Genomic DNA, 13,736 nt, shown 5'->3' with positions numbered 1-13,736 from the left:
CGAGCCAGTTGAGGCAGAACCCAAAACAGCGCGTGTCCGCACTACATTCAACGAAAAAAAATCCATTGAAAAAATGTTAAATCAACGTAAATACTACCGCGATGCCGGTCCCGATTGCAAAAGCGGTCAAAAAGGCTTCCGCCCCTTTAGATAATCCTGAAACCAGATGGCCTGCCATCAGGTCGCGGACTGCATTGGTTATGAGCAGGCCGGGGACAAGCGGCATGACAGAGCCTATGATGATTTTATCCAGTTCCTGCCCTGCTCCGACATGCACAAAGCCGAACGCCAGCATTCCGATGATGAAAGATGCAAGGAACTCCGCAAAAAATTTAATCGGAACGAGGCGATGTAAATAAACCACGCTCATATATCCCGCTCCACCTGTAATGAATGCCGGGATAAAATCATCCCAGCTGCCTAAAAACATAATGAGAAAGCATCCGCTGGCAATGGACGCAGCAAGCACTTGAATCAAAAAAGAATAGGAGTGGTCTGCTTCCTCAAGCTTTTCCAGCTCACTGTAAGCCTCCTCTAAGCTGTACTGGCCTTGGCTGATTTTCCGTGAAATGCCGTTCACCAGAGTGACCTTTTCTAAATCGGTCGATCGTTCATTGATGCGGATCAACTTGGTCTTCGTCGGTTCATCTGTTTCGATTGAAAAGATGATTCCTGTCGGCGTCACATAGCTGTGCGATTCTTTTATTCCATAGGAAGCAGCTATCCTCATCATCGTATCCTCCACCCGATACGTTTCAGCCCCGCTCTGGAGCATGATCTTTCCGGCCAGCAGGCAAACTTCCATTATGTCGTACCTTCGTATCATTTTAGCTTCCATATGTATCTCTCCGTGCCATCGTTTTTTGAATAGGTCTAGTTTATAGGATAAACGTGCCTGTAAGCAATGAGGAGTGGGAATTAATTTGGATTTTGTGGATGGCTGGAGGTTATTCGCAGTTTGTTGACTTGTGGGATGGGGGATATGGGTGGAGGCGGGTGGGTTCGGGATGCGTTATCGACCGTATTTTTGATTTATCGGCCGTTTTTCTGTTTTATCGGCCGTCTTTTCGGTTTATCTTCCATTTATTTATTTTATCGTCCAACATATCAATATATCTGCCATTCTTCATATTTCGACAATTTACGCATAAAGCCCCTCTCTCTTTCATTAACAATCTCTGCTTCATCCCCTTTCCCCTTACTCGACCCATCCTTCTTAAACAACAAAAAACCGACTCCCTCAGGAATCGGTTTACTGTTTATTACTATTATGAGGCTTTCCGCTGATCATTCCCTGCTGAAACGCCCTGCCTGATCAACCGCGGAGCTGTCGCGATTAAAGGAACCAGGACAACGGAACATAGCAATGCGGAACCAAGCATCGTTACTCCGTTTGCAAAAAGCGAGAACAGAACCGGGGACATGCCTTCCGGAGCATACTCTTTAAAAAAGATGAAACCTGCAATGAAATGCCAGAAATAACGGGCGAAACTTCCGACAACCGTCGCCGTCACAATCCAAAGGTACACTTTTGATTTATTCTCCGACCGTAATGATTCCTGGATGCGGCGGACAAAGAGACCTGCAAACCCAATGAAGGTAAATGCAATGAAGTACTCAATGATCATTTGAACAGGAGTGACGATCCATGCATTGCCGAGTGCCACCTGCAGTACTCCCCACACAAATCCTGCCAACAGGCTTGCTTTAAATCCTCTGCGGAAAGCCAGGATGAATATCGGCACCATCGAGAACGAAATGGAGATACTCGGCGACAGATCGATCGACGGCAGCAAATCAAGGATAATGGCAAAAGCAGCCATTAATGCAGCTTCGATTAATACTACTAAACTTAAAGATTTCATAAAAAAATCTCCCCTTTTTTCTAAACGAAACCATAAGGGAGAGTCAGCGTATAAAAATAGGCATAATAATCCTATCTATCTTCCACATTCCTACGCTAGTACTAACTAACAGGTTCAAAGGGTCAGAACAGGCAGTGCCGTTCACTCTCAGCATATCGCTCCCCTTGTGGTCACGTTTATTTGATTATCATTTCAGTACGTATTATACACGAAAATAGTAAATAGTAAAAGAAATTGCGGGCATGAAATTGAAGGGTGCGATCAGGGACTTTCATTAAGCGGGTCGTGCAGGATGATGACCGGCATTGACTTGGGGGCAACCATGAAACCATAGACTCTGCCTTCTCTATCTTTGTAAGCAACAGAGTAATCCCCGAATTGCGGAGAGAACTCCACGTCCTCGTATTTCAGATCCAGATGGTTGTACTTCCAGCCTACATATAGCTTGGTGGCTGCGCGGGCAGTAAGGTGTTGAACAATCGTAATCTGATTGGCGGCAATAAATAGAATAATGGCGGCGATCGAAATGATTACTTTACTTGCTCTGGACAACCTCAGCATCAATTCCTCTCCTTCCCGGAACTCAATCAGAATATTCCGTATATTATCTCTATTATATACCTATTCACTTGGACATGACAAAAGAGCTACTTTTTTCAAAGAGTTATTTTTCAAAATTTCCCATTAATCCGGGATAACACCTCCCCTTCAGCAGCCGCCCTTATCACTGGGATTCAAAATTCACTTTCCTCTTCTTCCCCCTATTGTTTTTGAGCAAAAAAGAGCTGCCAGGATGACAGCCCCTGCGGCCCCAAATCCAGGATATCCTGCAGCCTGTTAAACGATCGTTTAACCCTATCGATCCTTTTACCCTAAGGCTTGAGAGAACTTAATCAAACGTTTGTTTAATCTTCAAGCATCGTGACCAATCTTGATAATCCGCTGTCCAATTCATCGATCGGGACAAATCGTGCTTTCCTCATCATTTCTTTTCCTTCCACAAAAACAATTAGTACAGGCACGGTAAAAATCGAGTACTCCCCTGCGATTTCAGGAATTTCATCAGCATCCGCGTGAACGGCTTCGATGCCAGGATACTTTTTCAACACTTCCTTTACTTGAGGAAGTAAAGCATGACATACAGAGCAATCTGGTCGTGAAATGTACAAAAGAACCATATTTTCTTTTTCAATCGTATTTTTGATGTCTTCCAGAGTATGTTGTTCTTTCACTTGCACCCCTCCTTCCTTTCTGTTTGATCTGATATTGTTATGTATTCCCTTTCCCTCCAGCAAGAATCCTCATGCAAGGCATGTTTATATTTTAAAAAACAGGGAAAAGAACGACTGTATTCGAAAATGATATTGGAGGAGATTCACATGAAACCGACTGTTAAAGAATTCTATAATGATAAGGAATTAATTTCGGAAGTGGAAAAGTTATCCTCTCAAGGCATAGACAAAAAGAATCTATATGTGCTGTCACACGATGATGACCGTACAGAGCGCGTTGCCGACAATGCCAATGCGAATGAAATCGGTGCAAAGGAAACGGGCATCGGCACGGCTGTAGGAAACATGATCCTCAGCAAAGGCGACGAACTGCGCAATCAATTACAGGAAATGGGCTTTTCTAAAGAGGAAGCCGATCAATATGAAGAAAAGCTGGATGAAGGTAAAATTTTATTATTGGTTCAGAATTAACAAAATAAAGCTATTAGGACAAAGGATGATTCCCGAAATCATCCTTTTTCTTTTTGAAAAATATAGACCTTTCCATTTGCCGGCCTCCTGAACGCCGGACCGGAGAAACCGCGTTTGATCAGCTCTCTCCTCATAAACATCATCACCCCTCCATGTCCGACAATCAGGACATCCTGATCTTCTGAGATGACCCTGTCTACCATTCCCTTTATTTTCTCCAGCACCTCTTTCTTGCTTCCGGCCTGTGACGGATGATTGAACCACCATGCGAGGCGGATGGCAAATAAATGAACGAAAAGGGGAAGCTTCATTCCCGATGGAAAGATGGGCGCCAATGGAATTTCCCTTAAGTCATCCAGCAACACGATATCTCCCTGAAACACTTTCTCCGCCGTCACTTCCGCTCTCCTCATACTGCTGGAATAACAAGATTTCCACTCGATCCCGCCCAATTCCACCTCATTCTCTTCCACATCAGAAGCTTCATATTCTTCCACCCAGTTCATCAGCTCCTGAGAGGACACAATTGAATTCGGGTATCCCCTCTTCACTTTAAAATGACGGACCAGTCCAATTTTCATAAATGTCTCCTTTAAGGCTTTTTATTAATTATAACTGTTATTCGTATGGATTGGGGTGATTTTCCATTTTTGTGATGTCAGTTGTGGGTGGCATTGTTGTTCGGGGTTTTTGGCAGAGGACGTTGGAGGCCAGGGCCGGGGCCGGCCCCGGGTGCTAGATTAGAATCATTCTTAGAGGATCATAAATTCTTGAATAGGATCGTATTTTTTAAAAGAGGATCATAAATTCCCGAGCAGGATCGTATTTTTCCAAACAGGATCATAAATCCTGAAACAGGATCGTATTTTCCCAAATAGGATCATAAATTCCCGAACAGGATCGTATTTTCCCAAACAGGATCATAAATCCTGAAACAGGATCGTATTTTCCCAAATAGGATCATAAATTCCCGAACAGGATCGTATTTTTCCAAACAGGATCATATCCCAGCCACCCATCCAAATATTGTAATAAAAATAAAGGATTTTTCCCCTTCAACAGCGAATTATACATTATCAAAGTTTAAGGAGTGATGTATTGATACTAAAAGATCGACCAATCCCGTTAAAAATCATTGAAAATGAAGCCTTATTACCACGGCTTGTCCCCTTTCATGTGATAAGGCCCCAAATCGAGCTTGATTTGAAGAAAAGAAAGGCTGGCTTCAATGGCGAAAAAGCCGTAGATTATCATCTGAGCTTTCTGACTGGCAAACATTACTGGCTGTTCTTCGATATAAGACTCCCTCTCGAACCTCACTACTTTCAAATTGATACACTCCTTCTGACCCCACACTATATCCTGGTCATCGAAGTGAAAAATGTCTCGGGAATCATCAGAATCGACCCTCAAATCAAACAGTGCACAAGGATCTATAAAGATATCACAGAAGGGTTCATTGATCCGATTTCACAAGCTAAACGACAAAAGCATTTGCTGCAAAAATGGCTATCACTCTATAACATTCCTCCCGATGCCGATTGAATATCTGGTCGTCATCAGCAATCCCTCCACCACGATTGAGTATTCCTCCCGTCCGGAAGCCGGATCACCCTACTTAAATATCATCCATTCCCAGAATGTAATCGATCGAATCATTGAATTGAATCATTTATATAAAACTAGTAATCTCCCTGCCAAATCCCTCAAAAAAATCAAGAAACTCCTCTTGACACATCATGAAGATGCTCCCTCCAATTGTCTTCAAAGGTACAATTTGACGAAAGAGGATATCCTGCCTGGGGTCAGGTGTGAGCATTGCGGTCACTTGCCTTTAAAGAGGATCACTAATTCCTGGTCTTGCAATCACTGTGCAAGAAGGTCACCGAGCAGTCATTTGAATGCCATCGACGACTATTTCCTTCTTATCGATAAAAAGATAACCAATCAGGAATTAAGGAGATTCCTATCTCTTTCTTCGCCTAAAGTCGCAACCCAAATACTGCAAAGGTCCGGTTTAGTCCCGAACGGTCAAGGAAAAGGCACCTTTTATACCAAACCGTAAAAAGAGGCATGCAGCCTCAATGCTGCATGCCTCTTTCTTCTATATCAGAACCCTCTTAACACTACCCCAATGAAACATCCAAAATCATCATCACCACAAACCCTGCCATCAGTCCCAGGGTTGCAAGGTCTGTACTCCCGGAAGATTGTGATTCGGGTATGAGTTCTTCGACGACCACGAAAATCATCGCTCCTGCGGCGAATGCAAGGGCATATGGCAGGATCGGCTGAACGAAGATAACGGCAGCGGCTCCAATGACGGCCGCAATCGGTTCCACGATTGCTGAAAGCTGACCGTAGTTGAACGCCCGTACCCGTGACATCCCTTCTCCCCGGAGCGGAACGGAAAGAGCCGCTCCTTCAGGCATATTCTGGATCCCGATACCGATTGCAAGACCCAATGCGCCCAAGACCGTTGCATCTCCAATACCTAAAGCCGCGGCTCCAAAAGCCACACCGATTGCCAGCCCTTCTGGAATATTGTGAAGGGTGATGGCCAAAAAGAGTAAAGTGGACTTTTTGAACTTTGTCGGGGGACCTTCCGCTTTATCCTGGGCATTGCCAAGATGAAGATGGGGCACCACAAAGTCCAAGAGCCTGATGAACAAGCCGCCCAGTAAAAATCCGATCGCGGGGGCAAGCCATGGGATCTGACCGTTCTGTTCACTGAACTCAATCGATGGGGCCAGCAGTGACCAGAAGGAAGCTGCAATCATGACACCTGCCGCAAATCCGAGCATCATATTCATCGTGTGCTTCTGAATACTTGTAAAAAAGAAAACCGTCGCAGCACCGAGGGCCGTCAATCCCCATGTCAGGGTCCCGCCCAATAGCGCCTGAACAGTAGGATTCAATGCTGTGAACCAATCCATCATACACCAACTCCTCCAGTCCCTTTTTTGATACATCTATCTTGCAACCGGGAAACTTTCTTTGTCAAAGTAAATGTTTAAGCGTATATACACATATCTGCTTTTCTATATATATGACAGCCGCCCATATTTGTGCATTTAATCTTTATCAAACAGTCCCCCTGTGCACTCTTCCCTTAAAGCGATTGTCGTAAGCAAATCCCTTTTATTTATCGGCATCACGATGTCACCATTCCAACTTTTATTGGGTAAGACGCACCCATTTTAAATTTTTCCAAAAAAACTCTTCTAAAATGGAAGAACATGTTATATACTTTAACTGTATTAAGACACATAGTACACTATATACAGTTGGGAGGGTGGATATGTTTGAACTTGATTTAAGAAGTCGGAAGCCCATTTACGAACAGTTGGTGGAAAAGCTGAAAGAATTGATGATCAATGAGGTAATGAAGCCTGATGAGCAGTTGCCTTCTGTACGGACATTGGCTCAGCAGCTGACGATAAATCCAAACACAATCCAGAAAGCATATAGGGAACTTGAATCTCAAGGATATATCTATTCAGTGAAAGGGAGAGGTAGCTTTGTCAATCCTTCAAGTCATATTCAAAATGCGGAGAAAATCATGAAAGTGAAAGAAGAATTATCCAAACTTTTATCAGAGGCTCTTTATTTGGGAATAACTGCTGAAGATTTAAAAGAAATGATTGCTGAAATCGAGGCATCAGTCGGGGGGAATCAAGCTGATGATAGAGATTAAAGGAGTCAGTAAAGCATTTGACAGAACCGAAATCATTCATAATATTTCATTTTCCATTGAAAAAGGATCCATCTACGGGCTGCTCGGTTCCAATGGTGCCGGCAAGACCACTTTGCTGCGTACGATTGCCGGGATTTTAAAGGCCGATCAAGGAGATATCACGGTTGATGGTCAGCCGGTATTCGAAATGACCGCGATCAAGGAAAGAGTCGTCTTCCTTCCGGATCAGCCGTTCTTTTTTACCCATTACACGCTGAAACAGATGGCTCAATTTTATAAAAACACCTACAGCCGCTGGGATGAAGGATACTATCATCAGCTGACGGCATTGTTTGAAATCGATCCGAATAAAAAGCTTCATAAGTACTCAAAAGGGGTGCAGCGCCAAGCATCGTTTATCCTTGCATTATCGGCAAAACCCGATGTACTTGTACTGGATGAACCGATTGACGGACTTGACCCCGTCGTCAGGAAAAAGTTAAAGAATGTACTGATCACAGAAGTGGCTGAAAGGGAGATGACCATCCTGATATCTTCTCATAACCTGCGGGAAGTCGAGGATATCTGCGATCATATCGCCATTCTTCATCAAGGCAGGTTCCTGCTCGAAAAGGAACTCGATGACCTCAAATCAGGCATCCATAAGATCCAGCTCGCCTTTAAAGGGGATGTTCCCGACGGACTATTCAACAAATTGGACGTCCTTCATAAAGAAACGAGGGGCAGTGTCTTATTATGCATCGTGCGCGGTGATCATGAAGACGTGGAACGTCTTATCCGCTCGCATCACCCGGTCATTTTCGACTTACTGCCATTGACACTGGAAGAAATCTTTATATATGAAATGGGGGATGTTGGATATGCCATCCAGAACATCTTGGATTAATAAGGAACTGATCATGCAAAGCCTGCGGAGTGTGGGCTGGCTGGGAATCGTTTATTTTATCGGGCTGCTGTTTGCGCTTCCGATTGACATCCTGGGTAAATTGACGAATCCCAATCTCACTTATTACAACAATATCTATGAAAATCTTTTCAAAATGCAATATCCGATTCAAATGGGACTGCTGTTCCTCATTCCTGTATTGCTGGCAGTGTTTCTATTCCGCTACTTGCACGTTAAACAGCCGGCCGATTTCATTCACAGTCTGCCAATCAAACGGAATAAGATTTTCCATCACGCTTTGCTCACTGGACTCGGAATCCTGCTGATCCCGATATTACTAAATACGGTATTCCTTCTAGTACTCTATTGGATTACTGAACTGAATCTTTACATTGATGCAGCAGACATCTTCGTCTGGGCCGGAATTACGCTGCTGATGTCCTTCCTTTTCTTCTTGACAGGAACCTTCATTGCCATGGTTACAGGACTCTCAGCTGTTCAAGGTGCGCTGACATACATCATCCTGCTATTGCCGGCAGGAATGTTCTTATTGGTTACCTTCAGCTTAAAGCAGATCTTGTTCGGGTTTCCGACCGATTACTACTATACGATCAAGATTGAAGAGTATTCACCGATCGTCAAGGCAGCCATGCTTGAAAATAAGATGATCTCAGGATGGGATGCGTTGATTTATGCGGTACTGGCGATTATCTTCTATTTTCTTACCCTTGTGCTCTATCAAAACAGGAAAATAGAAACCGTATCACAGCCGATCACATTCAAGCTGCTTCAGCCGATTTTTAAATACAGTGTGACTTTCTGCGCCATGCTTGTCGGCGGAATGTATTTCACCGAAGTGCAGGGGCAGGGCTACTGGATGTGGTTCGGATATGTAGTCGGTGCCCTGATCGGTTATTATGTTGCTGAAATGATTTTACAGAAGCACTGGAGAGTCTTTCACCACTGGAAAGGGTACGTTGTTTACATGCTTGTCATCGGGGCCGCATCCCTCCTGTTTCAATTTGACTTCTTTCAATATGAAAAGAAAGTGCCAGAAGCAGGCAGCATCAAGGAAGCGTATGTCGGTTACAGCTATTATGACTTATTCAACAATGATTCAATGACAGGCACCATCAGCGAGGACGGATTCGCCCCCGAGATCAAACGCGATCCAATGCTGAAAGAAGAAGATTCGATCAAAGCAGTACGGAATCTGCACAAAGCCATCATTAATAAAGGAGAAACGTCAAAGGGTTACGACCGGATGCCTGCATTCTTTTACTATGAATTAGAAGACGGCAGCACGCTGGTCCGAAGCTACGAAATCGAGCAAGGTGATTTGGCAGAGTACTACTCGGCTTTATACGAAACCCGGGAATACAAAGAAGCGACGAACGATATCTTCCACATCGATGAAGAGAAAATTGATAAGCTGACTCTTCACCAAGAATATACCGCTGGAAAGACCGTCACCCTTGTCGATCCGGAGGAGATCAAAGAAGCGATCGATATCTTAAAGAAAGAGATTTACAATGAGAGCTTCGAAGATCAAAACAGGCTGAGCACATTCTCCGTTGAAGTTCTTCTATCTAATAACCAGCGAACAGGCATCCGCGTCCCCAATACGTATGATGACTTTGAACAATGGCTTCGCGATAAAGGATACCTGGAGAAAATAAAGGTGACAGCGGATGACATCGAGTGGATCTATGTCATCGATAAAAAAGAACATACCCGTGAATTGATGAAAGCAGATTACCCCGGCGATATTTTCCCTTCACTGAAGGAACAGGGAACCGGGCTTGAGATTGATGAAAAAGTAAAGCTGAATGAGGTACTCGAGAAACTCAGCTATGAAAGACAGAAAAATCCGTATCTCGTCGGCATTAAATACAAAGGACAGTCGCATGTTGAGGTTATGGGGTTGACCGAAGAAGACGCCCCTTCCTTTGTAAAACAGGCCTTTGAATAATGTGAAAATAAAGAATCGAGGTGATATCCAGTGAGTGCCAAACTCATACACATTGAGTCCCCAACATTCGATGATGTGTATATTCAATTTCATCGATTGATTTATCACATCGCCTATAAACTGACGAAAGACGCCCATCTTTCAGAGGACATCGTTCAGGAAACGTTCATGAAAGCTTACCGTAAATGGGATACACTCATCGACTTCAGAAAGATCCAGTCGTGGCTGTCATCGATCGCCAACCGGACAGCCATTGACTTCATCCGAAAAGAATCGAAGCGCAGAGAGGATCTTGTGGACGATCAGGAAGCTTATGACTCTCCATTTATTGCAAGTTCAACCAGAATGGTAGAAACAGAAATGGAGTTGCACTTTTTTGAAGAAGAGATTGCAGAGGGAATAGAGCAGCTGCCTGCAACTCAGCAGGAAGTCCTGCGATTAAAGGTGATCCATGGTCTCAGCGATAAGGAAATCGCTCAGAAGCTGGGCCTTAATCCTTCCACTGTCAAAACCCGCTACCACCGGGCGAGAAAACAGTTGAATTTGTTGATAAAGAAGTCCGCTTGACGACTTCTTGGGTGGACCCCCGGAGCGACGGCTGCTCCGGGGGTTTTTTATATACATGATGAGCGTTAATCTTTTAGTTTTGTGTTGTAATCTTTCGGAAACTGGACTTTTTCATTCAGTTTAAGCCAATAATCTTCGAGTTCGGCGGAAAAATCTTTGAGTTTTACGATTAATTCCATTACTTACTAATAATATCCAATCACTCCCCGCCCCGTTCGCAAAAATACATCAAACAAAAAAAGCCGATTCGCCCAGGGGTTATCCCCCAAGCGAATCAGCTTATCCGTTTTAACCATCAATACGAAGTCCGCGTACTCTTCGAACCGGCCTTCATCCTATATTCATCATGAAGCAATTTCACTTCGAATAAGGTTATCGGATCGAAATAGCGTTCAGGATGCTCCTTCATTTTTTTCAATGTTTCTTCTTCTGCAGCAATCTCTGCTTCCGTCTCTTTAATCGTAAGGTCGAGCTGATTGAACGGTCCTGCAAAGAAGGATCTCACATCCTGATCCAGAGATTTTTCAAACAAGTCGAACTGAACAAAGAACTTGTTCACAACGGATTTGGCGGTCTCAGAGTAATCCTCGTTTTCCAGATAGCGTTTGTACTGGTTATAGAGAAGGTTTTTGTTCTGAGGGATTCCTCCGAACAGCTTGCCGGCACTCTTCAACAGGAATTGACCGGGCTTGAATTTGAGAAGGATATTTTCCTTATCGATTTGTGCCCTGGTCCCCATCCGGCTTACATCCCTTCTCCAGTCATCGATGACCTGGAAGTCACACTCGAGGACGACACGGTTTTTCCCAAACAGTTCATTAAAGGTCGTGCTCATCTCATTTAAGTAGTCCTGCCCATCCTGCAGCTCCTGTCTTGAGGACTGGAGCCAATTTTCCAATATGACCATGTAGCGCGGCATGAGGTCTTCCTGAATGTACGTTTGGATTCGTGCGTTCATGGCTTCATTCAATTCTGTATGGATTTGTCTGAAGTCACTTTCTTCCGTAATCAGTTCTGAGCACCCGCTCAGGATCTCAGGGATTTTCTTGGAGACTTCTTTTTTCATTTCTTCTTTCTTTTTTCGGAACGACTCTCTTATACCCTTTGTCTTGTCCGTCTGCATATCTTCCAAGTACGTATGGAAGCCGTTTAAGCGGACAAGAATATCTTTATTTTTCTCGATTGAATCTTTTAATCCGAGTTCCTGATTCTTTCGTTGAGCGAATAAGTCTTTCAGCGTCTTTCTCACCAGGTAGAATAGCTTCACTTTCCGCTCGGATTTCAACGCTCCCGGGTTAAGGATGTATTGCTTTCTCAGGAAGGCTTCCACGTCTCTTTGCTGAAGGTGTACCGCTTCAAGCGATGAATACGGGAGGACTTCAGCATTCGGGAACCATTCTCTGGCTTTCGCCTGGACTGAGTTGATGATTTCTTCAGAGCGGCCTGCATGATCGACTTTATCCATTTTATTCAGCAGGAAGTGTACGTTTACAGGCTGGCCGATTTCAGTCAGTGTCCTGAGCGTCTGGCGGTCTTCAGCATTGAAAGGGGAATCGGCGTTCAGCACGTAAAGAAGTCCGTCGGCAGCTGGGTAGAATGACGTGAGGTCTTTCAGTCCCTGGCTGTTCGCCTGAACATCGATCAAGGCACTTCCATTTTTCTGAAGGAATTCGGAAGGCAGCTTGTACTCCACGAATGCTTCCCTTTCCATCAACTCTTCGAAGTCTGCAATACTTTCCACTTTTTCTGCACCGCGGTCATGGACCTCTGTGACTTCTACCTGATCACGGTGATATCTGTAGACAACGGTCGAATATTCTGCCTCCCCCACGCTCTCGCCAAGTACGGATTGTACAAAGGATGACTTGCCGCTGGATTCGCTGCCTGCAACCAAAAGATACTGCTGGCTGGTGTCCAGGAGCTGTTCCGCGATCCATGTTGATTTATAGGAAACTGGAGCCTCATTATTTTCGGACCAGTCCATTATTTTATTCAGGAGAAGGAGCGCCTCTTCCATTTTAAATGTTGGATATTCACCATGGAGAAGCAGACTTTCCGCTTCCTCGACGACCATTGGATCAATGGAATAGGAAAATACATCATTCCATGCCATCACAGCCGCAGACGCAAATAGCGGCTGCTCCTGTTTACTGATTTTAAGCCAATGGGTCAGGAGATCCGGCATGATCCCTTCAATTTCTTTCACAAGGTATCCTTTTTCAAGGAAATGAAGATAGGCATGCTGGAATTGGGATGCAATATCTTCCCAGCGTTCACCGGGCTCTGTCTCTACATATTCAAATAGTCTGTTGACCGTGGTCATCCACTCGATATGGACTGCCGGCACCTCTTTGAAGGATACCCATAAGCTCTGGATGAGCTCCCTGAACAACGGGCGGTCTTTCTCATAGACGGTAATCAGCACATCGTAAAAATAGTTCGGTGTGAAGGAAGACGTATAGCCCATTTCAGCATACTCAAGCAGGTAGCGGAACCATGACTGATCCCCTGTTCTGATCGACTCGCTCACAGCAAGTTCCACAGCGTTCTTAAAGTCCTGCTGTTCTTCATAAAAAGATTTCGCCAGCTGAGCGACAAGCGGATAGTCGGGATCGGTATTCAGTGCCTTCTCAATGATCCGATACGCCGACTTCAGCTTGTTTCTCTCTATGTAAAGATGGAACAGCTGAAGGGAGATCTCCATCGTCAGCACTGTATCTTCCGTCGAGATCGCCGTATACACGTCCTCCGCGGAAGAAAGCATGCCCAAAGCATAATAGGAATCGGCGATATTTTTCTTTGCCCAGGGCTCGAGCTCATTCAAGATGCTCTCCCATTTAAAAATGGCCGCTTCGTAATCCTTACTGTGAAAATAAACCTCCCCCTGCGCGTAACGGATGTAGGTCAAGTCATACGGTTCATTCTGCTGCTCTTCTACAAACGCTTCACCCAGTACTTCAATAGGATGAAGGGTTGATTCATTTTCTATTAAAAAAGTTTCATATAATGACTTCTCCATCAATAACTTTTCTTCTATCATAATGTC

Annotated in this window: 14 protein-coding genes and 1 riboswitch; of the genes, 7 read left to right on the top strand and 7 right to left on the bottom strand. The window is 44.4% G+C overall.

Features of this window, described 5'->3' with window-relative positions:
- Positions 1–76: 76 nt before the first annotated feature.
- The 4 genes from HWX64_RS01545 to HWX64_RS01530 all read right to left on the bottom strand — a co-directional run bounded on the left by HWX64_RS01545 (position 77) and on the right by HWX64_RS01530 (position 3,097).
- Complete coding sequence (locus tag HWX64_RS01545; protein ID WP_175986683.1) at positions 77–838, bottom strand: threonine/serine exporter family protein; 762 nt, start codon at positions 836–838, stop codon at positions 77–79.
- 430 nt (positions 839–1,268) lie between these two features.
- Positions 1,269–1,865, bottom strand: coding sequence for an energy-coupled thiamine transporter ThiT (gene thiT, locus HWX64_RS01540; protein ID WP_175986681.1), 597 nt, complete (start codon positions 1,863–1,865; stop codon positions 1,269–1,271).
- 70 nt (positions 1,866–1,935) lie between these two features.
- Positions 1,936–2,040, bottom strand: a riboswitch (TPP riboswitch).
- An 86-nt stretch (positions 2,041–2,126) separates the two neighbouring features.
- Entirely contained in the window at positions 2,127–2,426 is a 300-nt protein-coding gene (locus tag HWX64_RS01535) for a hypothetical protein (protein WP_175986679.1), read from the bottom strand.
- Positions 2,427–2,770: 344 nt separating this feature from the next.
- Entirely contained in the window at positions 2,771–3,097 is a 327-nt protein-coding gene (locus HWX64_RS01530) for a thioredoxin family protein (RefSeq protein WP_175986678.1), read from the bottom strand.
- Positions 3,098–3,244: 147 nt separating this feature from the next.
- Here HWX64_RS01530 and HWX64_RS01525 point away from each other — a divergent pair, with 147 nt between their 5' ends.
- On the top strand, positions 3,245–3,568 hold the full coding sequence (locus tag HWX64_RS01525; protein WP_175986676.1) for a general stress protein: 324 nt from the start codon (positions 3,245–3,247) through the stop codon (positions 3,566–3,568).
- A 38-nt stretch (positions 3,569–3,606) separates the two neighbouring features.
- Here HWX64_RS01525 and HWX64_RS01520 read toward each other — a convergent pair whose 3' ends face one another.
- On the bottom strand, positions 3,607–4,149 hold the full coding sequence (locus HWX64_RS01520; RefSeq protein ID WP_175986674.1) for a histidine phosphatase family protein: 543 nt from the start codon (positions 4,147–4,149) through the stop codon (positions 3,607–3,609).
- Positions 4,150–4,666: 517 nt separating this feature from the next.
- Here HWX64_RS01520 and HWX64_RS01515 point away from each other — a divergent pair.
- Both HWX64_RS01515 and HWX64_RS01510 read left to right on the top strand, forming a co-directional pair.
- Complete coding sequence (locus tag HWX64_RS01515) at positions 4,667–5,113, top strand: nuclease-related domain-containing protein (RefSeq protein ID WP_175986672.1); 447 nt, start codon at positions 4,667–4,669, stop codon at positions 5,111–5,113.
- The gene (locus HWX64_RS01510; protein WP_175986671.1) at positions 5,103–5,633 is read left to right on the top strand and encodes a hypothetical protein; all 531 of its coding nucleotides are present in this window, start codon (positions 5,103–5,105) and stop codon (positions 5,631–5,633) included. The genes HWX64_RS01515 and HWX64_RS01510 overlap by 11 nt, the downstream gene beginning before the upstream one ends.
- Before the next feature lie 61 nt (positions 5,634–5,694).
- Here HWX64_RS01510 and HWX64_RS01505 read toward each other — a convergent pair whose 3' ends face one another.
- The gene (locus HWX64_RS01505) at positions 5,695–6,507 is read right to left on the bottom strand and encodes a ZIP family metal transporter (protein WP_217703484.1); all 813 of its coding nucleotides are present in this window, start codon (positions 6,505–6,507) and stop codon (positions 5,695–5,697) included.
- Positions 6,508–6,869: 362 nt separating this feature from the next.
- Here HWX64_RS01505 and HWX64_RS01500 point away from each other — a divergent pair, with 362 nt between their 5' ends.
- From HWX64_RS01500 to HWX64_RS01485, 4 genes are read left to right on the top strand one after another with little or no spacing between them, the layout of a single operon-like run.
- Positions 6,870–7,265: a GntR family transcriptional regulator gene (locus tag HWX64_RS01500; RefSeq protein WP_175986669.1), complete on the top strand. Its 396-nt coding sequence runs from the start codon at positions 6,870–6,872 to the stop codon at positions 7,263–7,265.
- Positions 7,252–8,151 (top strand): ABC transporter ATP-binding protein, encoded by a 900-nt coding sequence (locus HWX64_RS01495; protein WP_175986668.1) that lies wholly within the window; start codon positions 7,252–7,254, stop codon positions 8,149–8,151. Before HWX64_RS01500 ends, HWX64_RS01495 begins: the two co-directional genes overlap by 14 nt.
- Positions 8,126–10,123 (top strand): DUF6449 domain-containing protein, encoded by a 1,998-nt coding sequence (locus HWX64_RS01490; RefSeq protein WP_175986666.1) that lies wholly within the window; start codon positions 8,126–8,128, stop codon positions 10,121–10,123. Before HWX64_RS01495 ends, HWX64_RS01490 begins: the two co-directional genes overlap by 26 nt.
- 30 nt (positions 10,124–10,153) lie before the next feature.
- The gene (locus HWX64_RS01485; protein ID WP_175986664.1) at positions 10,154–10,690 is read left to right on the top strand and encodes an RNA polymerase sigma factor; all 537 of its coding nucleotides are present in this window, start codon (positions 10,154–10,156) and stop codon (positions 10,688–10,690) included.
- Positions 10,691–10,985: 295 nt separating this feature from the next.
- On the opposite strand, the gene HWX64_RS01480 is transcribed toward HWX64_RS01485, so the two are convergent.
- Positions 10,986–13,730 carry a GTP-binding protein gene (locus HWX64_RS01480; RefSeq protein WP_175986662.1) on the bottom strand — a complete coding sequence of 915 codons (2,745 nt, stop codon included), beginning with the start codon at positions 13,728–13,730 and terminating at the stop codon, positions 10,986–10,988.
- Positions 13,731–13,736 lie beyond the last annotated feature (6 nt).

It is taken from the genome of Bacillus sp. Marseille-Q1617 (assembly GCF_903645295.1).
In the GTDB taxonomy this organism is placed as follows: domain Bacteria; phylum Bacillota; class Bacilli; order Bacillales; family Bacillaceae_B; genus Rossellomorea.
Note: the sequence above shows the minus strand (reverse complement) of the source record. Positions and strands in the feature narration are given on the sequence as shown.

Bases quoted from the DNA above. Each gene is read 5' to 3' on its own strand.
- HWX64_RS01545 (WP_175986683.1), bottom strand. From the start codon at position 838: ATGGAAGCTAAAATGATACGAAGGTACGACATAATGGAAGTTTGCCTG.
- thiT (WP_175986681.1), bottom strand. From the start codon at position 1,865: ATGAAATCTTTAAGTTTAGTAGTATTAATCGAAGCTGCATTAATGGCT.
- HWX64_RS01535 (WP_175986679.1), bottom strand. From the start codon at position 2,426: ATGCTGAGGTTGTCCAGAGCAAGTAAAGTAATCATTTCGATCGCCGCC.
- HWX64_RS01525 (WP_175986676.1), top strand. From the start codon at position 3,245: ATGAAACCGACTGTTAAAGAATTCTATAATGATAAGGAATTAATTTCG.
- HWX64_RS01520 (WP_175986674.1), bottom strand. From the start codon at position 4,149: ATGAAAATTGGACTGGTCCGTCATTTTAAAGTGAAGAGGGGATACCCG.
- HWX64_RS01510 (WP_175986671.1), top strand. From the start codon at position 5,103: ATGCCGATTGAATATCTGGTCGTCATCAGCAATCCCTCCACCACGATT.
- HWX64_RS01505 (WP_217703484.1), bottom strand. From the start codon at position 6,507: ATGATGGATTGGTTCACAGCATTGAATCCTACTGTTCAGGCGCTATTG.
- HWX64_RS01500 (WP_175986669.1), top strand. From the start codon at position 6,870: ATGTTTGAACTTGATTTAAGAAGTCGGAAGCCCATTTACGAACAGTTG.
- HWX64_RS01495 (WP_175986668.1), top strand. From the start codon at position 7,252: ATGATAGAGATTAAAGGAGTCAGTAAAGCATTTGACAGAACCGAAATC.
- HWX64_RS01490 (WP_175986666.1), top strand. From the start codon at position 8,126: ATGCCATCCAGAACATCTTGGATTAATAAGGAACTGATCATGCAAAGC.
- HWX64_RS01480 (WP_175986662.1), bottom strand. From the start codon at position 13,730: ATGATAGAAGAAAAGTTATTGATGGAGAAGTCATTATATGAAACTTTT.